Origin of the sequence: Clostridium pascui (assembly GCF_016908015.1) — a bacterium.
In the GTDB taxonomy this organism is placed as follows: Bacteria; Bacillota; Clostridia; order Clostridiales; family Clostridiaceae; genus Clostridium_AK; species Clostridium_AK pascui.
Window position 1 is genome coordinate 20,332 of record NZ_JAFBDB010000011.1, and the last position, 19,607, is coordinate 39,938.

The window sequence follows — 19,607 nt, forward strand, 5'->3', positions numbered from 1 at the left end:
ATGATAATTCACAATGATACTTGAAAAATATTCCAAAATGTAGTAACCTGTATACAGGTGGTATATTAGTAGAATATAGCTGCATATAATTACATTAAGGAGGGCTTGTTAATGGCAGAATACGCAAGTTTAAAAGGTATGAAAAAGAATGAAATTAAAAACCTTACTAGTATTGCTTATGAGACAATAAAAAATTCTATTATAAATAATGAAATTAAACCTGGGGATCGTTTAAGTGAAACTACAATTGCAGAAACTTTAGGGATGAGTAGAACCCCTATACGAGAAGCAATTAAAATTTTAGAAAGTGAAGACTTAGTAGAGGTACACAATGGCGTTGGAATTTTTGTTAAACATGTTACTATAAAAGATATTTATGAATTATTTGAGGTAAGGGCGGCATTGGAGTGTACTGCACTACGATCATCATTGGAAAATATCACAGAAGATGAAATAAATCATATTGAAAAAGAGTGGATAGAGTTAAAGAACAGAGCTGATATAGGTGAAAAAATTGATTTAGGCGAAATTGCGCATTGGGATAATGAATTACACTCACTTATTGTTAGGAAGTGTAAAAATAATTATTTAATTGATATTATGAGTAGTATAAAATTAAAAATCTTAAGATTCCAACGTATGTCGGCTAAATCATTAGGCAATGAAAAGGATACTATTAACCAGCATATGGAAATCTTAAAGGTAATGAAAGAAAGAGATATTGATAAGTTATCAGAGTTATTAAGAATTCATATTAAAAAAGCAGGTGAAAATATTGCTAATAACCCTGATTGGAATTATTAATTTACAGAGTTAACACATTAAACTAACATAAAATCCTCAAACAATTATAGTTAGAAAACCAGGAGGTGTTAAACAAAGAAAATTAGTTTAATTATAAAAAGTTAATTTGTTTACAGTGGGTTTAATTAAGAAGGGGGAAAATTAGTATGAAAATGAAAAAGTTATTATCAATTTTATTAACTGTTTCTTTGGCTTGTTCTCTTATGATTGGTTGCTCAAATAAAGGTGGGGAATCAAAGGAGACAAGCGGTACTAAAAAAGTTGTAATTAAACTGGGGCATGTTGAGGCGGAAGACAGATCAACACATAAGGCATCTTTAGAATTTAAGAAGTATGTTGAAGAACAATCTAAGGGCGCAGTTACTGTAGAAATATATGCAAATGCGCAGCTTGGCGGTGATAGAGAAATGACAGAAGCTGTGGCACTTGGAACTATACAAATGACTATGCCATCCACATCAGTACTTACCACATACAGCCCTAAATTTGGAATACTTGATATGCCTTTTATATTTAATAATGCTGAGTCTGCATTTAAAGCTGTAGATTCTGAGCTTGGTACTGAGCTTAGCAAAAATTTAGATAAGGTGGGTATTCACAATTTTGGGTACAATTATAATGGTGTAAGAAATATAACTAATAGCAAACGTCCAATAAATGAACCTAAAGACCTTGAAGGCGTAAAGATGAGGGTTATGGAAAGCCCAGTATTTATCGATATGTTTAAGTGCCTAGGATCAAATGCAACTCCTATGGGATTCGGAGAATTATTTACTGCACTACAACAGGGAACTGTAGATGGACAAGAAAATGCTGCTTCATTGATCTATGCAACTAAGTTTCAGGAAGTGCAGAAATATCTTAGTCTAACAAACCATACCTATGGATTTTTAGCTGTAATTATAAATGACAAGTTCTACAAGGGGCTACCAGAAGATATTCAGAGAATAGTTGGTGAGGGTGCTAAAAAGTATTTGATTGATTATCAAAGAAATTTAGAACTTGCAGATAATGATAAATATATTGAAAAGCTTAAATCAGAGGGCATGAAGGTAAATGAAGTAACACCTGAAAATCATGCTAAGTTCGTAGAAGCAGTTAAACCTATGTATGAAAAATATAAAAAAGAAATTGGACAAGATATGTTTGATTTAGCAGCTAAGTCTAACAAATAAAAGGGAAGGGAAAATACTTCCCTTCCTCAAATAAACATAATATGGGGGATGGTTGCAATTGGGTAAATTGTCACGCTACTACAATAAGTTAGAAGAATATTTGTTAGTTGCTAGTTTGATTTTTACTGTAATTATTGTTTTCATACAAGTAATAATGAGATATTTATTTAATTCTTCATTATCCTGGAGTGAAGAATTAACACGTTATATTTTTATATGGCAGACATGGCTAGGTGCAAGTGTAGGGCTTAGAGAGCGTAAGCATATAAATATAGAACTTTTAAATGGAATTCTTAAAGAAAGGGGACAAAGAGTTATAAACACAATTGCACTAATTATTTTGCTTGGTTTCTGTATTTTCTTGGTTTTCAATGGAAGTGAACTTGTAATGGATTTAGTTAATAAAGGTTCTGTATCATCTGGAATGAGGATTCCTATGTATTTTGTTTATGCTGCATTACCTTTTAGTGCATGTATTATGGCACTAAGATTATTAGGTCAAATATATGAAATAATTATAAAGGGACCTAAGGCAAAGGAGGGTGATGTTTAACATGGAAGCTATCGTATTATTTGGCTCATTTGCTTTGCTTATATTACTCAGTGTTCCTGTAGGATTTGCAATTGGTATAGCAACACTTGTGTCACTAGCATTATTTTCAGATATACCTTTAGTACTTATTACACAAAATTCAATAACAGGAATTAACTCTTTTCCTTTAATGGCAATACCATTTTTTATATTAGCAGGCAACCTAATGAGTACAGGTGGTGTTGCAAAGAGACTATTAAATTTTGCAAGTCTTTGCTTTGGTGCTATTACTGGAGGACTTGGAATGGTAACTACAGTCACATGTATGTTTTTTGCAGCTATATCTGGTTCGGCAGTTGCTACAACATCAGCAATTGGAGCATTTATGATACCAGCTATGAAAGAAAAAAAATACGATGTTGGATTTAGTGCATCCTTAGCAGCAGCGGCTGGAACCATAGGAGTTATTATCCCACCGAGTATTCCTTTTGTAATTTATGGAGTTGTTACCGGAACCTCAATTAGCGATCTTTTTATCGCGGGTCTCATTCCAGGAATACTTATGGGAGTAGTACTTATACTAGCTTGCTATATTTTATCAAAGAAACATGGTTATAAAGGTACTGGATACTGGCCAAAACCAAGAGAAATATGGATTTCTTTTAAGGAGGCATTTTGGGCACTCATGGCTCCTGTGGTAGTATTAGGTGGGATATACTCAGGGATGTTCACTCCTACTGAAGCTGCAGTAGTATCAGTTGTATATTCATTAATCATTGGTGCCTTTGTTTATAAAGAATTAGATTTAAGAGGAGCTTATAAAGCTTTATATGACACTATTGTAATCAATGGGATAACAACTTTCATGGTTGGGCTTTCCATGGCATTTGCAAGTTATCTTAGCTTACAACAAATCCCTGCAGCTATAGCAGGTACACTTCTTGGAATTACCACTAATAAGTTTTTACTATTACTACTAATAAATTTATTCTTACTTGGAGTTGGATGTTTGATTGATAATATACCTGCAACAATTATATTATCTCCAATCTTACTTCCAGTAGTTGTAAAACTTGGGATGTCACCAATAACTTTTGGTGTTATGCTTACAATGAATTTAGCAATTGGATTTGTAACGCCACCCTATGGAATTAATCTCTTCGTAGCGTCAGCGGTAGGGAATATTTCTATAGGAGGCATGATGAGGTATATAAAGTGGTTTTTAGGTGCATTATTTATTGCACTGGCAATGACAACATATGTACCAGCAACTACGATGTTTTTAGTGAAGTTATTGAAGTAAATATAACTAAATTTATTTAATTATGATTTTAGGGGGTTAAGTTATGGAATTGACAAGAGAACAACAGGATATGTTAGATGGGAAATATGGTGAGGGTACTGCCCTTGCTATGAAAATTCAAGTAGCAATTGGTGAATCCTTTGATGCTAAACGTATGGTGCCAATTACTAGAGCCCATGTTGCATTAAGTAACCAAGAGGCAGATTTATGGTTTGCAGAAAGGCTTTTAAAGGCTGGAGCTCATTGCAAAATTGCTCCTACAGTTAATCCAGGTTTTTGCTTGGCATATTTTAAAAAGCTTGGAACAGTTACAGATGAGTATGCCTCATTAATGGAAAGAACTCATAATGCATATAAAAATTTAGGTGCAATTTTATCATACAATTGCACACCTTATTTAGGGACGAATATTCCTCATTATGGAGAAGTTGTAGCATTTTCTGAATCTAGTGCAACTCCATATGTTAACTCGGTTTGGGGAGCAAGAAGTAATCGCGAAGCAGCACAAAGTGCACTTTGTGCTGCTATAACTGGGTTTGTACCAGAATATGGTCTTCTCTTTGATGAAAACCGTAAGGGAGATATACTTGTTGAAGTTCAAGCAGATATGAAGTCTGACTTTGAATATCATCTTTTAGGGTATATGGGTAAAAAAATCGGCAATGGAATTCCAGTGTTTACAGGACTACCCAAAACGATTTCTCAAGAAGCTCTTATGAATCTTGGAGCACAACTTAATACTTCTGGTGCATATGGAATGTATCATATAGTAGGAGTAACTCCTGAAGCACCAACCATTAAAATGGCTTTTGGAGGGAAAGAACCTAAAAGAAAAGTAGTTATAACTAATGAGGACTTAGAAAATATACTTGAACAAATATCAGAGCCTGGAAATAGAAAAGTTGACTTTGCACTATTTGGATGTCCACATTTTACACTAGATCAAGTTCAAGAAATTGCAAGCATCGTAAAAGGAAAGAAGCTGGCTGTAGGGCTTTGGGTGATGACCTCTAGTCATACTAAAGAAATGGCCGATAGAATGGGATTACTTGAAGTTATTAAAGAAGCTGGTGGTGATATCATTGAAGATACTTGTTCCGATCAGCCTTGCTGGCATTTCTTAAGCGGGAAAGTAGGAGTTACAGATTCCCCAAAGCTTGCTTATTACCCAAAACGTAGAGGAATTAATCTAATAATCAGGGATTTAAAAACATGCGTTGAAGCAGCATTGAAAGGAGAAGTAAAATAATGAGTAAAGAAGTATTTTCCTGCCATAAAATTTCTGAAGGTATTGTAGAAGGAGAAGTTCTAATTTCAACAGATGATATAATGTTTTATTTAATTGAGCCAAAGACAGGTGTTTGTATTGAAAAGGGACATTCTTTAGAGGGGAAAAACGTATCAAATAAAATATTGATATTTCCTGGTTCGAAGGGAAGTTCTGTTGTTCAAGCTGATGGACTTTATCAACTTACTTTAAATAATAATGCGCCTAAGGGCATGATCATTAAAAACCCAGAAACAGTAATTGTAGCTAGCGCTATAATTATTGGAACTCCAATGGTAGATAAGGTTGATTCAAGATTTTACGAAACTGTTAAGGATGGAGATATGGTTAGAATAGACACTAATAATGGAGAAATTACACTTCTATAAGCTATAGAAAAATTCATAGATAATATAAGAGGGTGTATTGATTATGAACGAAGAAGATATAAAAATAATTAAGATTCCCTATGGTGATAAGGAGATGCAGGCTTATATACCTGCTACATCCTTTCTCTTTAATGGAGAGATGACAAAGTTTTCACCTATAGAGGATTTTGAAAGGATATTACTAGATAAGCTGGAACATCCAATTGGGTGCGAAGCATTAAAAAGTCAGGTTAAAAAAGATGATAAGATTTTAATATTAATTGATGATAATACGAGAGTAACTCCAGTAAATAAGATACTTCCTGTATTAATAAAATACCTTACTAATGACATGGGAATACCTCTTGAAAATATTGAAGTGCTAACTGCACCTGGTACTCATAGGGTGATGACAGAAGATGAAATAGTCGAAAAGGTTGGAGAAGAAATTTTTAAAACAGTTAAAATTAGTCAGCATGATTTTACAGATAAAAATGCACTTATTGATATGGGAACTATTGAAGCGAATGGAATGAAGTTTCCTATTCATGTTAACAAAAAGGTTCAGGAAGTTGATTATATAATAGGACTTGGGAATATAATACCACACTCAGATGCAGGCTATTCAGGAGGTGGAAAAATTGTTCAGCCTGGAATATGCGGCTCTGCTACTACATCAGCTACGCATGTTGCAGGAGCCCTTATGGAAAGGATTCCCTTAGGAAATATTGAAGATAATCCTTGTAGAAAGGGAATAGAAGAGGTAGCAAAAATAGTTGGACTTAAGTTTATTATAAATGTGGTTATGACACCTGATGGAGAGGTTACAGGAGTTTTTGCTGGGGATTTTATAAAAGCTCATAGAGAAGGAGCAAAGCTTGCGGCAAAGGTTTATGGAGTAAAGATACCTGAACTTGCTGATATAGTGGTGGTAAGTTCTAGCCCTTGCGATATTGATTATTGGCAAGCTGAAAAGGGGCTTATATCTGCATATTTTAGTGTGAAAAAGGATGGATATATTATATTTGTGGCTCCATGTTATGAAGGATTAGTGCATAATCATCCAAAGTTAATAGAGTGGGCAAAGGCTTCTTATGAAGAATCTAAAAATATCGTAGGGAAAATTCCTTTAGATGAGGATGAGGCCGACTTGGTGGCTGCAGATATTGCAATGGGTAATGCTAGAGTAAGAGAAAGAGCCAAAATACTTATTGTTACAGAAGGTTTAGATGATAAAGAAATCTCAATTTTAGGTTATAAAAAAATTGGAACTCTACAGGAAGCAGTTAACTATGCCTTAAAGGAAATTCCAGGAGGAAAAGTTGGAGTTTTACCACGCGGAGGAGATTGTTTACCAATGATAATAAGTGCCACCCACATGACAAGTGGCAAGTAAGATGAGGTGCAAGATGTTAAAGACTATATGGATTATTGATGGAGATTGGAAGGAATATGAAATAGAAGAAAAAATAATAAAAGAAAACTTACCTGGTCATGAAATAAAATACTCTGGAAGAGACTTTCATAATGATTTAGAAGCCTTCGGCAAATATGCTGAAGCTATTATTGCACAGATAGATATTAAGATATCTTCAGATGTCATTGATAAGTTAGAAAATTGCAAAGTAATATCTGTGTATGGAATTGGATATGACAATATTGATGTAAAGTATGCTAAAAGCAAAGGGATAGTAGTTGCAAATGTCCCAGGTTATTGCATTGAAGAGGTTTCAGACCATGTGATATCATTCATTTTTGAGTTCTACAAAAGTCTTAGTTCCTATAAGGATAAAATTAAACAGGGACTTTGGGGCGTAGATGCCATGGATTATATTCCAAAAAGAATTAAAGATTCGGTTCTATTCCTCGTTGGATTTGGTAAAATTGCAAAATTAGAAGCAAAGAAGGCTAAAGCACTTGGAATGGATGTATTAGTTTATGACCCATATGTTAATGATACTGAGTTTAAAGACTATGGAGTACGCAAAGTAACCCTTGAAGAAGGACTTGAGCTTTCAGATTATGTGAGCATAGCAGTACCTCTTAACGAAAATACAAGAGGGATGATTGGGATTAAGGAATTAAAACTTATGAAAAAAAGTGCTGTGCTTATAAATGCCTCAAGAGGAGAAATTATTATTGAAAATGACTTAATTGAAGCAGTTAAAAATAGAGTTATAAGGGGTGCTGGTCTAGATGTGGTTTGCAATGAACCACCAAATCCTGAAAGCGAAATATTAAATGTAGACAATATCATTGTAACACCCCATATTTCCTATTCAAGTAAAGAATCCATAATCGAGCTAAGAGAAACAGTTGCTTTAAATGTTATTGAGGCATTAAATAATATGAAGGTTAAAAACAGTGTTTAATAATTATAGCGTATGTCTAGTTTAAATAGACATACGCTTCTTTTTTAATTAATAAATATTTTTGCAAAATATCTATAGCCTTTATGGGGAAGAATAGCGACTATATTAAATACTTCCCTTTAATGCATTTTCGATATCTTGAATTAAATCTTCAGCATTTTCTATACCTACAGATAGTCTTATTAAATTATCTACAATACCAACCTTTTGTCTCAATTCATAAGGTATAGAACCATGAGTCATAGAAGCAGGGTGGCAAATTAAGGATTCAACTCCACCTAAGCTTTCTCCAAAGGTTATCAAATTAAGACTCTCAAGGAATTTTTTATAATCGTAGCCTTCCTTAAGGACAAAGGCAATCATTCCACCATAACCCTTAGCTTGATTTGTTTGAATTTTATAACCAGGATGATTCTCGAAACCAGGATAATATATCTTTTCTATTTCTTCTCTATTTTTTAAGAATTCAGCAATAAGCTTTGCATTTGAGTTATGTCTATCCATTCTTACTGCCAAGGTTTTAATTCCTCTTATTAAAAGGAAGGAATCAAAGGGAGCTAGAACTCCTCCAGTAGCATTTTGAACAAAATGAAGCTTCTCGGCTAAATCTTTGTTATTTACAACAACAATACCTGAAATTACATCACTGTGACCACCAAGATATTTTGTAGCACTGTGAATAACTATATCAGTTCCAAGAGTTATTGGTTTTTGTAAATAAGGAGTCATGAAGGTGTTATCAACGATAGTATATATACTTTTTTCCCTAGCTATATTTGCCACAGCTTCAATATCAGTTACATCCATAAGAGGATTTGTTGGAGTTTCTATATAAATAGCTTTTACAGTATCATCAATACTGTTTCTTACTTCATCTAAATTTGAGGTGTCAACTATGTCATATTGAATACCAAAGTTTGTGAATATCTTATCCAGAACTCTAAATGTTCCACCATATACGTTATTTGAGATAACTACCTTATCTCCTGACTTAAATAGTGAAAGCACTGCAGTTATAGCAGCCATACCTGACGCAAAAGCAAAGCCTGCATATCCCTCCTCAAGGTCTGCAACAAGCTTCTCTAAAGCTTCTCGTGTTGGATTGCCTGTTCTCGAATATTCATATCCTGTATTTACTCCAAACCTAGGCTGTTTGTAAGTTGAGGTTTGATAAATTGGAACATTTACTGCACCTGTATGTTCATCTCCATCTATTCCACCGTGTATTAAAATTGATTCGATTTTCATCTGTTTTCCCTCCAAATTATAATTTTGCTGATGTAGCTAGGAAGATATCTGTTTCAGCGAACTCTTCCTTATTGAGTAGCCTTTGAAGCTTTAATCTGTATTTTCTACTTGTATATCCTTAAATCATTTTTACATTTCTTCGAAATATTCACTTCGTATAACGTTCAAGCTTTTAGCTATGGAATCAAAGTATTGTAAAGAATTCATAATAGCCCTCCTGTGTATTAATTTTTCAAATAAAAAACTCCTGCCTCTAAAAGCTTAGAGGCAGAAGCTAACTTCCGCGGTTCCACTCTAATTATCATATGTATAATAAAAAGATACAATGATATCTCATTTTTGGTACATGCATACCTCAACGCTTTAACGTGCGTACACGCTGTCGTCTACTATATTTCAAGACAGTGCTCAAAGATGCATTCACATAAGTTACACTTAAAATCCCTTTCAGCTAGGAGGATTTTTCTCTGTTAGCTTACTTTATGCTACTATTTCTTATCACAGCATTTATCAATTCTTATTATTTTGATTGGAATACTATATCGATAACATGTTATAATATTAAAATGATTTTGTCAACCCAATATCGCAGAATTATAGAAAATTTTCAAAGCAATAAATAGCTGCCATATAAGATGGCAGCTATTTTAAAAGAAATAAACAATATACAAAATTCTATAAGTTAATCAGCACTAGTACAACCACATATATAATGAATGTGACCATCTGCACATCTTACTTTAGTTTCATAATAGTGATAGTGAAGCCCATCAGGTAGTACTATAGCTGGACCTGTTCTAGTTTCATAATCATGGTCATGATCATCAAGATAGGTTGTTTCACCTTTCAGACAATGAGTATGGGGGACTCCACTTGGTGCCTTAGATGTAACACCACCATAATGATGAATATGGCAATCATCAAAGGATGTTGTGCCTGCATAACTGTGTGAATGTTTCATTACAATACCTCCTAAACGTTTATAGATACTAGCAGTATATGATTATTTTAGAAATTTAGTGCTCATTACAGGTGTGTAGAAAGAGAAGTTATAATAAGGAGCTAATCTTATCGAAGAAATTCAATAAGATTAGCTCTAGAATAAGGATATAATATTTTATTGACAAGGTATATAAGCGATGATGATATATAATAAAACATATAGAAATAGTATGAATTGTAATTAAATGTTGTAAGAGATATAGAAGGTTTTTAAATATGAATTTTAATGAAAGTTATCGATATCATCAAACTCATTCTCATAATTATGAACATAGCCATAGCCATCATCACCATGGTGGAGAAGTTAATGATTATTTGCAGGCAGTATCTGAATATAGAAAAACTTTTGCGTAAAAGCAGGATGTTCTTGAGAAAACACCAGATCCAGTAGTAGAGGAAATGCTATGAAGAAGCAGTATTTCTTGCGTATAGAATTGTTATTATGACACCAGGTCCTGGAAGAGTAAAAAGTATAATCAATATACCTATGGGAAGGAAAAGAGACAGAACTAGCGAAGAATTCTTCAAAATACGAGATAAAGTGTTTATAGAGTTTAAAATGAAGAATGAATTCGATATAGAATACTATGTGTAAAAATAGATAATACTGTAATGATATCCATAGACTATCAAAATTATAGTTGCATGTTTGTAATTATATAAATAAGACGTTACCAGTAGTGTTATACTAGTAACGTCTTATTTATATATCAAATTTTAAATTTTTCAACTAAGCTATTAAGCTCCTGTGCTGATTTTGCTTGGTTTTGAGTTGTTTTTGAAACCTCATGTATTGCTGCTGAGATATCTGATATACTTAAGGCAATATCTTGGGAACCTAGATTAGATTGTTCTATAGAACTTGACATAGTTTCTATAGCAGCAGTTACTTCTTCCATTGAAGATAATATTTCTTCTGTACTTGCAGCAAAATCTTGCACTAGATTATTTATAGTTTCTGAATCCTTCATATATTGATCTCCAGTTTTTTCTAATAGTTCATTATTTAATGATACTTCTTCATTTATAAAAGTTAATATACCCTTTGCATTTTCAGAAAGGGCTATTACTGAAGATTGCACATCTTTAATAATTGGAGCTATTCCAGAAACAGTTTTAGTTGATTGTTCAGCTAACTTACCTATTTCTGCAGCTACAACTGCAAATCCCTTGCCTTGATCACCAGCTCTGGCAGCTTCTATGGCAGCGTTTAAAGATAATAAATTTATTTTTGCTGCAATATCTGAAATGATTTTGGACATTTGTTCAATTTCTTTAACGACACTGCTTTTTTCTACAGCTTTTAAAATAGCATCTTGTCTTTGTGAATACATGGCAGTAGTTGCTTTTCTTGATTCTTGAGCATTGTTTTTTAAATTTCTGGCTCTAACTTCTATTTCTTTTGATATTATGTTGCCATCCTCAGCTTTCTTCGTAAGCGCTCTAGTAGCAAAGGTTACTTCATTAATTGATGAATCTATATCTTCTACGGAGGCACTACTTTCTTCCATACCACAGGCTATTTGCTGAGCTGTGGCATGTACATTTTCAGCTTGAGCGAGTACTTGCTCTGTTGTGGCTGAAAGATGCTGGCTTGAATCATTTAAATCATTAGCACTTATAGTAGTTGCTTTAATAATATCTTTTAATGATTTTGTCATTTTATTAAAAGCATTAGTAAGCAATCCAATTTCATCTTTACTTTTAATAGGTATTTCTTTAGTTAAGTCCCCATCAGAAACTTCCTCAGCAGATTCTTTTAAAAGATTCAAAGGCTTTATTATGGCATTGATAACTAGGGTCATTAATAATCCCATTACGATAAAGGAAATGATAGCCATAAGTATTGATTTCTTCATCATATCGGTAATACCTGCTTTAAGATTTTTCATAGATATACCTATATTTACGGCACCTATATGTTTTCCATTATCGTATAAAGGTACTAGTATATCCATGACTTCAACATTTTTCGTATCATAAAAATAGGTGCCTGTATACACTTTTTTATCAACAGCTGCAGATTTGCTACCTGCATCTGAAAGCTGCTTTCCAATACTATTGAGATTACTATGAGCTACAGCTTTTAAGTTTTTATCTATTATAAGAGCATATACGATATTTTCACTTTTGGCTAAAGATTCAACTAACTTTTGTTTATCAAAATCAGCTTCAACGTTCTTAATTTTGTCAGCTATAATTCCTACTTGAACTATTCCACCATCTTTAATAGGTAATGCTGCATATTTATAATATTTTTTATCTACTTCGCTTTGTCGTATTTCTTCAATTAACTCAGGTTTTTCACCTGTAAAAACTGGATATGTGGCATGATCTGTAGGGTAAACCCAACCAATATTAGCGTTTAAATTAGAATAGAGTATTTTCCTATTTTTATCTGCTATATTTATTTCTGAAACGTCAGCTTTCTTGGAAATACCAATGAGATATTCATTAGTTATCTTTTCAGTTTCAGCAACTGTTTTGGCAATACTTATAACTTTATCTGCAAATTGCGACTCTATAGTATGTAATGCAGAATTATTAATTTCTAGTTCTCTAGTAACTTGATTTGCCAAATCCAAACCATCATTTGCTAACTGACTTTCTTGTTTTTCCTTAAAAGTATTAATTGATATACATGTTAAAACTGAAAGTGTAATTAGTTGTAGAATTAAAAATATACTTATTATTTTTACTCTAATAGGCCGGCCTTGATGCTTCTCTTTTGAATGCATTATATCACTCCTTAAAAATATTGTCGTATTACGAAAGAATATATTTCCTTTGTATTATATCATGGTACAAAGAGGTTAAGATATATGGAATGTTGAAAAAATATGTATATATTTGTAACAAATACAGCTAGCAGCAAAAAATAAATATCAAAAGTAGATATCTTCGTTATAAATTGTTAATAGTATTGATACCTAATTGTGACAATGACTGAGTAATATTAATTAATAGAAGATGTTGATGCAAAAAATGATTAATTTGCAATTTACAACGTAGGCCTTTATGGCAGAAATGGAGATAACTTGTTATGAAAACAGAAGATAAAAAAGTATTTAAAGAATCAAGAAAATCACCTATTACAATTATCATGTATATTGCTGCTTTAATTGTAGCTATAGCTGGAGTTACTTTACTAGTTAACAATATTATTTTGTTTAGGGATACTGTTAATCAATATGTAGCCCAGGGTTATGAATATAGTATGGTTACAGGTCAACTAATTCCATCGCAGTTAGTGCCAAATGTATGTGAATCAGTTGCAATATATGGAGGTATTGCCTTTGCTTTATTGGGTGTAGCTGAAATCAATGAGAAGACTTCAAAATGCTTAATGATTATTAGAAAAGATAGTGACTGTAATGATGTTGTTGAAGAAGGTATTTTATTACAAGAAGGTAATTTAGATGAAAATGCTGATAATATAGTAAATGCAAGAATAACTGAGGAAGAAGTAATTTTAGAAGAGGTTGTACAAGAATCTGAAAAAAGTATAGAAGTATAATTATAGGGGAGGTAGTTTTATAGCTACCTCCCCTATAATTATGTTTTGTAAATAGTTAGTTTGCTTAGAAGCATATTTATTTCATTAAATACATATATTTTAATTACTTCAAACTAAGAGAAGTGACAATAAAGAGAAAGAAACAGTTGTTTCTTAAGGGAATTGTATGTCATTTAGAAGTTAGAATGTTGAAGTAAACCTAGCAAAGTCTTATAATGATATTAATTATAAGCGATTAACAAAAAGTACATATTTTTTACGAGGCGTTTAATGCAGTGAAAAACTTTGGAGGCTATGATGAGAATTATAATTATTGGAGCGGGTAAAGTAGGTTATAATTTGGCAAATAACCTGGAAAAGGAAGGACATGATGTAACAATTATTGATAAAAATTATGGAATCTTAAGAAAAGCAGAAGAAAACTTAGATGTTATGTGTATTAAAGGAAGTGGAGTTAGCACTAGTACACTTCTAGAAGCTGGGGTAAGCGCAGCAGATTTACTAATTGCAGTTACAAATAGTGATGAAGTAAACATGGTTTGTTGTCTTACTGCAAAGAAATTAAAGGCGGCTCATACTGTTGCAAGAATTAGAGATCCTGAATATGCAAGAGAGCTTTCCTTATTAAAGGAAGAGTTAGAACTTGAGATGATTATTAATCCAGAGCTTGCAGCAGCAGATGAAATTACACAAATGATTAATTTTTCTCCAGCAATAAATGTAGAGCATTTTGCCAAAGGTAGGGTAAAGCTTGTTCAGCTTAAAATTACAAAGGACATGCCTATTGTAGGTAAAAGTCTAGAAAAAATTGTGGGAAAAGCTAATCTTTCTGTACTAGTTGGAGTTGTGGTAAGAGGGAATAAAGTAATTGTTCCAAATGGAAAATTTATAATTAATAAAGATGATAAAATTCATGTAATAGGAAAATCCTCTAGTATCTATAATTTTTGTAAAATATCCGGAATTTTACCACAGAGATTAAAAAATATTATGATACTTGGTGGAGGAAGAATTGCTTATTATCTTTCAAATAATTTATGCGATATGGGCATGAACGTAAAAATCATTGAAATCAATAAAGAAAGATGTATAGAACTTTCAGAACTTTTACCAAAGGCACTTGTTATAAATGCAGATGGTACAGATGAAGAATTTTTACTGTCTGAAAATGCAAAGGATGTAGATGGATTTATTGCTGCTACAGGAATGGATGAAGAAAATCTATTATCTTCTTTAATGGCCAAACAAAATGGTGTTAAAAAGGTTATTACAAAAGTAAGCAGAACAAGATACAACAATATTGTAAGTAGTTTGGGAATTGATGATATTATAAGCCCTAAAGAGATTATTACAAATCAAATCTTAAAATATGTTAGAGGCAATAATATAGAATCCTTATATAGAATAGTTGAAGGAAAGGTTGAAATACTGGAGTTTATTGCAAATAAGGAAAGTAAACTTTTGAATACTCCATTAAGGCAAATAAAATTTAAGCAAGATGTTATTATTGCAACAATAGTTAGAAAAGACGAAATTATAATTCCACATGGTAATGACAGTATACGAGATGGAGATCGTGTTATTGTTATAGCAAAGGATAAAAATATAAATAATTTACATGACTTGATTAGCAGCTCAAATGGAGGTATAAATAGTGAATTTTGGAATGGTATTAAGAAGCTTGGCAATATTATTAACCTGTGAAGGAATTGTAATGATTCCATCGCTTTTGGTAGCAATAATACATGGGGGATATGATGCTAAAGCATTTGCTATTACAATTGAAATTTTGTTATCACTAGGTGTACTAGGTTTACTTAAGCAACCTAAGAATAAAAATATTTATACAAGAGATGGTTTTGCAATTGTAGCAATTGGATGGCTACTTACTTCATTTTTTGGATCGCTCCCTTTTGTAATCAGTGGAGCAATACCTTCCATGATTAACGGTTTTTTTGAGTCAAGCTCTGGATTTACAACTACTGGTGCAACCATAATCACTAATATTGAAGCATTACCTCATGGCATTTTATTTTGGAGAAGTTTTACTCATTGGGTTGGAGGTATGGGAGTGCTTGTTATGACGCTAGCAATACTTCCTTCTGCAGGAGCGGGTACTCTTCAAATTATGAAAGCTGAAAGTCCAGGGCCAAATCCAGGTAAACTAGTACCTAAGATTGGACAAACTGCAAAAATTTTATATGGTATATATATAGTGGTTACTATTATTTTAGCTATATCACTTAAGATAGCTGGAATGTCTTGGTATGATTCACTTATACATACTTTTGGAACGGTTGGAACCGGAGGGTTTTCTAATAAGGCTGTGAGTATCGGAGCATACAAAAATGTATGGATAGAGATTATAATTACATTTTTTATGCTTATATGTGGTGCAAATTTTTCTCTATACTATCAGGCACTAAAGGGAAATATTAAGGGGATTTTTAAAGACGAAGAATTTAAATTTTATATTAGCTTGATTTTTACTTCTATTGTACTAATAACACTAAATATTCATGGAAGTATTTTTAAAACCATTGGAGAATCTTTAAGGCATTCCTCCTTTCAGGTAGCCTCTATTGTTACAACTACAGGATATGCTACCACGGACTTTAATCTATGGCCGCTTTTTAGTAAAATGATTTTATTAAGTTTAATGTTTTTTGGTGGATGCGCTGGATCAACAGCAGGAGGAATGAAGAATATTAGATTTTTACTACTCTTCAAAATTATACGAAGAGAGTTATTAAAGATAATTCATCCCAAAGCAGTGTATACTGTAAAATTTGGGGGTAAGTCTGTAGATGAAGAAACTCTTAAGGGTATAACATCATTTTTCTTTATGTATATGGCTATATTTCTTGGAGCAATTTTGATAGTTTCCTTAGAAGAAGTTGATACAATGACAACTATATCAGCTGTTGCAACATCTATAGGGAATGTTGGCCCAGGGTTTGAAATGGTTGGCCCTATGGGAAGTTTTGCGGGCTTTTCCAATTTAAGTAAAATAGTATTATCTATGTGTATGATTATAGGCAGGCTTGAAATTTATCCTATATTATTACTTTTTATACCAGAGTTTTGGAAAAAATAGCAGTTAAATCCGAAGCATCTCCTAATTTTAGGAGGTGCTTTTTTAAAAGTTTTGGAGAAAATATGAATGTTTAGTAAATATATTTCTTTGGTACATTAATTTATGCTTAAACATTGTATAATTATTGTACAATATTATGTTATATAATTCAGCTATTTGTACAAACATTTTTATGAGAGGATGATTTTATGGTTCAAATAATGTTATTATCAGGGATAGTATTGCTTATTTGTGTACTTTCTAGCAAATTGTTATATAGATTTGGTATACCTACCCTAATGATTTTCTTAACGTTAGGTATGCTTTTAGGTTCAGAGGGGATAGGAGGAATATATTTTGATAATTCAATGCTTGCTCAACAAATATGTAATATAGGGCTTGTGTTTATCATGTTCTATGGTGGTTTTGGTGTTAACTGGAAGTCTGCAAAATCTGTAGCTCCTCAAGCAATACTTTTGGCAACACTGGGGGTTGTAATGACAGCATTTTTAGTTGGTTTATTTGCTCATTTTATTTTAAAGGTTACTTTATTAGAAGGAATGCTTTTAGGTTCAGTAGTTTCTTCCACAGATGCCGCTTCAGTGTTTTCTATTTTAAGATCAAAAAAATTGAACTTAAAAGGTGGATTGGCTTCTATGCTGGAAATGGAAAGTGGAAGCAATGATCCTATGTCTTATATGCTAACAGTTATTATGGTGTCTTTAATAACAAATAACCATCAGGAATCAATAATAAGTCTACTATCACGTCAAATTATTTTTGGCTTATCTATTGGTTTTATTATTGCTATAATTTCTGTGTTTATTTTGAAAAATATCAATTTTGAAATAGATGGATTATATCCTATTCTTTCTATATCTATAGCTATACTTGGATACTCAATAAGCGAGTGGCTTGGGGGAAATGGATTTTTGTCAGTTTATATAATTGGAATTATTATGGGAAATAGTAAAATTCCATATAAAAGGAACTTGGTGCATTTTTTCGATGCAGTGTCATGGCTCATGCAAATTGTATTATTCTTTACTCTAGGACTATTAGTTTTTCCATCTCAATTACCATCAGCTTTAATGTCTGGGGTGGCTGTGGCTATATTCTTACTATTAGTAGCAAGGCCTATTGCAATTATAAGTATACTAAGCTTTTTTAAAACTCCACTAAAGCAGCAAGCATTAGTATCTTGGGTTGGACTTAGAGGAGCAGCATCTATTGTGTTTGCAACTTACGCTCTGACGAATAATCTTCCTATAGCAAATGAAATATTTAATACTGTGTTTATTATAGCTTTACTTTCAGTTATCGTTCAAGGAACTATGATTCCAGCAATAGCAAAAGGATTAGATCTAGTAGAAGCAGAAGTTTCAGTATTTAAAACCTTTAATGACTATCAAGATGAAATACATACGCAGTTGATGGAATACGCTGTAAAAGAAGGCAATCACTTAATAAACAAAACTATATCAGAATCAAAAATATCTAATGAAATATTAATTGTTATGATAAAAAGAAAAGATGAAATAATTATACCAAATGGCTCGTCTATTATAAAGTTAGGAGATATTTTAGTTTTTACTGCTAACAACTTGGAAAAATTTACACATTTATTAAATTAAGATAAAAAGCTCCCTGAAAATTATGGGAGCTTTCTCATATTAATGATCAATATATTTATAATATAGGGTTATGTACTTTTATATAAACTGTAGCAAGGTAGAGTACATTACTTTTCTTTACAATAATTAATTACTAAATCTAATGTGGCTAAAATCCCATCCATATGGGTTCTCTCATATCCATGGGATGCAAAGACTCCTGTTCCGATAAGTCCAGTTCTGATATCCCATCCAGCACGGAGGGCAGAAGAAGCATCTGAACCATAGTAAGGATAAATATCTATTTTATAAGGAATATCATTTTTCTTGCATAAATCTATAAGTTTTTTACGAATTTCTAAATCATATGGGCCAGAAGAATCTTTGGCACAAATACATACAGCATACTCAGAGGAGTTTTGCTCAAGTCCTGGTGCACCCATATCTACAGCTATAAATTCTTTAGTGTTTTGAGGAATAGAGGCAGCTCCATGGCCAACTTCTTCATAATTTGTTATAAAGAAGCTTGTAGTATAAGGAAGTGCTATATTATTTTCTACCAAATATTTTACAGCATACAAAAGTATTGCAGCACTCGCCTTATCATCTAGGTGCCTGCTTTTTACAAAGCCACTTGGAGTAAAAACGGTCCTCGAATCAAAAGATACAAAGTCACCAACCTCAATCCCTAGTTTTAAGATATCTTCTTTAGAAAACACTTTCTCATCTAATACAATTTCCATATTTTCTACAGTTCTTTTAAGTTCTCTAGCTTCATCGCCACTTATATGTACAGAAGGCTTAATACTTTGAATTGTTCCAGTAAATTCTTCACCATCTAAAGTTTCTATAATACAATTTTCACCTTCGATTGAGTTCATCATATAACCGCCAATAGCAGCAAGGGACAAAGTTCCATTAGATCTTATACCTTTAACCATAGCTCCTAAAGTATCTATATGAGCAGATAGAACTCTTCCATTTTCGTTGTCTTTTCCTGATAATGTAACCAAAATGCATCCTTTATTTGTGAGCTCATAAGATACACCTATAATATCAAGTTCTTTTTTTATGTAATCTATTACTTTTTTTGTATATCCACTAGGGCTTGGTGTAGTCAAAATATTATTTAAGTAATATTTAATTTGTTCTTGGTTATAATTCATGTAAAGCACTCCTTTGTTTAAATCTTAATTGTATTTTATCACAACTTTACAGTGCATTACATAGATTCATTTGGAATAGCAAGATTTAGTATAATTATGCAAAAAAATATTTAGATATGAATGATAAGTAAAATAATACAAAGTTGTAACAAGCCTGTAACAAT

The 19,607-nt window shown here is 32.3% G+C and carries 17 protein-coding genes, 1 pseudogene and 1 other annotated feature; of the genes and pseudogenes, 13 read left to right on the forward strand and 5 right to left on the reverse strand.

Features of this window, described 5'->3' with window-relative positions:
- Nucleotides 1-111 precede the first annotated feature (111 nt).
- The 8 genes from JOC70_RS18090 (at nucleotide 112) to JOC70_RS18125 (ending at nucleotide 7,821) form a co-directional block, all read left to right on the forward strand.
- A complete protein-coding gene (locus tag JOC70_RS18090; protein WP_204600273.1) occupies nucleotides 112-804 on the forward strand; it encodes a GntR family transcriptional regulator in 693 nt (230 codons plus the stop codon).
- Between the two features lie 146 nt (nucleotides 805-950).
- Complete coding sequence (locus tag JOC70_RS18095) at nucleotides 951-1,979, forward strand: TRAP transporter substrate-binding protein (RefSeq protein ID WP_204600274.1); 1,029 nt, start codon at nucleotides 951-953, stop codon at nucleotides 1,977-1,979.
- A gap of 58 nt (nucleotides 1,980-2,037) precedes the next feature.
- Nucleotides 2,038-2,532: a TRAP transporter small permease gene (locus JOC70_RS18100; protein ID WP_204600275.1), complete on the forward strand. Its 495-nt coding sequence runs from the start codon at nucleotides 2,038-2,040 to the stop codon at nucleotides 2,530-2,532.
- A gap of 1 nt (nucleotide 2,533) precedes the next feature.
- On the forward strand, nucleotides 2,534-3,814 hold the full coding sequence (locus JOC70_RS18105; RefSeq protein ID WP_204600276.1) for a TRAP transporter large permease: 1,281 nt from the start codon (nucleotides 2,534-2,536) through the stop codon (nucleotides 3,812-3,814).
- Nucleotides 3,815-3,857: 43 nt separating this feature from the next.
- Nucleotides 3,858-5,063, forward strand: a complete 1,206-nt coding sequence (locus JOC70_RS18110; protein WP_204600277.1) for an aconitase X catalytic domain-containing protein — start codon at nucleotides 3,858-3,860, stop codon at nucleotides 5,061-5,063.
- The gene (locus tag JOC70_RS18115; protein WP_204600278.1) at nucleotides 5,063-5,470 is read left to right on the forward strand and encodes an aconitase X swivel domain-containing protein; all 408 of its coding nucleotides are present in this window, start codon (nucleotides 5,063-5,065) and stop codon (nucleotides 5,468-5,470) included. The genes JOC70_RS18110 and JOC70_RS18115 overlap by 1 nt, the downstream gene beginning before the upstream one ends.
- A 43-nt stretch (nucleotides 5,471-5,513) precedes the next feature.
- The gene (locus tag JOC70_RS18120) at nucleotides 5,514-6,845 is read left to right on the forward strand and encodes a nickel-dependent lactate racemase family protein (protein WP_204600279.1); all 1,332 of its coding nucleotides are present in this window, start codon (nucleotides 5,514-5,516) and stop codon (nucleotides 6,843-6,845) included.
- A gap of 13 nt (nucleotides 6,846-6,858) precedes the next feature.
- Nucleotides 6,859-7,821, forward strand: coding sequence for a C-terminal binding protein (locus JOC70_RS18125; protein WP_204600280.1), 963 nt, complete (start codon nucleotides 6,859-6,861; stop codon nucleotides 7,819-7,821).
- Nucleotides 7,822-7,926: 105 nt separating this feature from the next.
- On the opposite strand, the gene JOC70_RS18130 is transcribed toward JOC70_RS18125, so the two are convergent.
- The 3 genes and pseudogenes from JOC70_RS18130 to JOC70_RS18135 form a co-directional block, all read right to left on the reverse strand.
- A complete protein-coding gene (locus JOC70_RS18130; RefSeq protein ID WP_204600281.1) occupies nucleotides 7,927-9,069 on the reverse strand; it encodes a trans-sulfuration enzyme family protein in 1,143 nt (380 codons plus the stop codon).
- Nucleotides 9,070-9,204: 135 nt separating this feature from the next.
- Nucleotides 9,205-9,276: pseudogene (locus JOC70_RS19655) on the reverse strand (class I SAM-dependent methyltransferase); the annotation flags it as partial.
- 53 nt (nucleotides 9,277-9,329) lie between these two features.
- Nucleotides 9,330-9,580: a binding site (T-box leader), on the reverse strand.
- Nucleotides 9,581-9,751: 171 nt separating this feature from the next.
- A complete protein-coding gene (locus tag JOC70_RS18135; RefSeq protein WP_204600282.1) occupies nucleotides 9,752-10,030 on the reverse strand; it encodes a YmaF family protein in 279 nt (92 codons plus the stop codon).
- 483 nt (nucleotides 10,031-10,513) lie between these two features.
- On the opposite strand from JOC70_RS18135, the gene JOC70_RS18140 reads away from it, so the two are divergent.
- The gene (locus JOC70_RS18140) at nucleotides 10,514-10,666 is read left to right on the forward strand and encodes a hypothetical protein (RefSeq protein ID WP_204600283.1); all 153 of its coding nucleotides are present in this window, start codon (nucleotides 10,514-10,516) and stop codon (nucleotides 10,664-10,666) included.
- A 115-nt stretch (nucleotides 10,667-10,781) separates the two neighbouring features.
- On the opposite strand, the gene JOC70_RS18145 is transcribed toward JOC70_RS18140, so the two are convergent.
- Nucleotides 10,782-12,809 carry a methyl-accepting chemotaxis protein gene (locus tag JOC70_RS18145; protein ID WP_204600284.1) on the reverse strand — a complete coding sequence of 676 codons (2,028 nt, stop codon included), beginning with the start codon at nucleotides 12,807-12,809 and terminating at the stop codon, nucleotides 10,782-10,784.
- A gap of 305 nt (nucleotides 12,810-13,114) precedes the next feature.
- On the opposite strand from JOC70_RS18145, the gene JOC70_RS18150 reads away from it, so the two are divergent.
- The 4 genes from JOC70_RS18150 to JOC70_RS18165 all read left to right on the forward strand — a co-directional run bounded on the left by JOC70_RS18150 (nucleotide 13,115) and on the right by JOC70_RS18165 (nucleotide 18,298).
- Nucleotides 13,115-13,588: a hypothetical protein gene (locus JOC70_RS18150; RefSeq protein ID WP_204600285.1), complete on the forward strand. Its 474-nt coding sequence runs from the start codon at nucleotides 13,115-13,117 to the stop codon at nucleotides 13,586-13,588.
- A 297-nt stretch (nucleotides 13,589-13,885) separates the two neighbouring features.
- Nucleotides 13,886-15,292: a Trk system potassium transporter TrkA gene (gene trkA / locus JOC70_RS18155; RefSeq protein WP_204600286.1), complete on the forward strand. Its 1,407-nt coding sequence runs from the start codon at nucleotides 13,886-13,888 to the stop codon at nucleotides 15,290-15,292.
- Complete coding sequence (locus JOC70_RS18160) at nucleotides 15,243-16,685, forward strand: TrkH family potassium uptake protein (protein WP_204600287.1); 1,443 nt, start codon at nucleotides 15,243-15,245, stop codon at nucleotides 16,683-16,685. The genes trkA and JOC70_RS18160 overlap by 50 nt, the downstream gene beginning before the upstream one ends.
- A 188-nt stretch (nucleotides 16,686-16,873) precedes the next feature.
- The gene (locus JOC70_RS18165) at nucleotides 16,874-18,298 is read left to right on the forward strand and encodes a potassium/proton antiporter (RefSeq protein WP_204600288.1); all 1,425 of its coding nucleotides are present in this window, start codon (nucleotides 16,874-16,876) and stop codon (nucleotides 18,296-18,298) included.
- 107 nt (nucleotides 18,299-18,405) lie between these two features.
- On the opposite strand, the gene JOC70_RS18170 is transcribed toward JOC70_RS18165, so the two are convergent.
- Nucleotides 18,406-19,443: a M42 family metallopeptidase gene (locus JOC70_RS18170; protein WP_204600289.1), complete on the reverse strand. Its 1,038-nt coding sequence runs from the start codon at nucleotides 19,441-19,443 to the stop codon at nucleotides 18,406-18,408.
- Nucleotides 19,444-19,607 lie beyond the last annotated feature (164 nt).

Coding starts and splice junctions, on each gene's coding strand:
- JOC70_RS18090 (WP_204600273.1), top strand. CDS start 112: ATGGCAGAATACGCAAGTTTAAAAGGTATGAAAAAGAATGAAATTAAA.
- JOC70_RS18095 (WP_204600274.1), top strand. CDS start 951: ATGAAAATGAAAAAGTTATTATCAATTTTATTAACTGTTTCTTTGGCT.
- JOC70_RS18105 (WP_204600276.1), top strand. CDS start 2,534: ATGGAAGCTATCGTATTATTTGGCTCATTTGCTTTGCTTATATTACTC.
- JOC70_RS18110 (WP_204600277.1), top strand. CDS start 3,858: ATGGAATTGACAAGAGAACAACAGGATATGTTAGATGGGAAATATGGT.
- JOC70_RS18115 (WP_204600278.1), top strand. CDS start 5,063: ATGAGTAAAGAAGTATTTTCCTGCCATAAAATTTCTGAAGGTATTGTA.
- JOC70_RS18120 (WP_204600279.1), top strand. CDS start 5,514: ATGAACGAAGAAGATATAAAAATAATTAAGATTCCCTATGGTGATAAG.
- JOC70_RS18125 (WP_204600280.1), top strand. CDS start 6,859: ATGTTAAAGACTATATGGATTATTGATGGAGATTGGAAGGAATATGAA.
- JOC70_RS18130 (WP_204600281.1), bottom strand. CDS start 9,069: ATGAAAATCGAATCAATTTTAATACACGGTGGAATAGATGGAGATGAA.
- JOC70_RS18135 (WP_204600282.1), bottom strand. CDS start 10,030: ATGAAACATTCACACAGTTATGCAGGCACAACATCCTTTGATGATTGC.
- JOC70_RS18140 (WP_204600283.1), top strand. CDS start 10,514: ATGACACCAGGTCCTGGAAGAGTAAAAAGTATAATCAATATACCTATG.
- JOC70_RS18145 (WP_204600284.1), bottom strand. CDS start 12,809: ATGCATTCAAAAGAGAAGCATCAAGGCCGGCCTATTAGAGTAAAAATA.
- JOC70_RS18150 (WP_204600285.1), top strand. CDS start 13,115: ATGAAAACAGAAGATAAAAAAGTATTTAAAGAATCAAGAAAATCACCT.
- trkA (WP_204600286.1), top strand. CDS start 13,886: ATGAGAATTATAATTATTGGAGCGGGTAAAGTAGGTTATAATTTGGCA.
- JOC70_RS18165 (WP_204600288.1), top strand. CDS start 16,874: ATGGTTCAAATAATGTTATTATCAGGGATAGTATTGCTTATTTGTGTA.
- JOC70_RS18170 (WP_204600289.1), bottom strand. CDS start 19,443: ATGAATTATAACCAAGAACAAATTAAATATTACTTAAATAATATTTTG.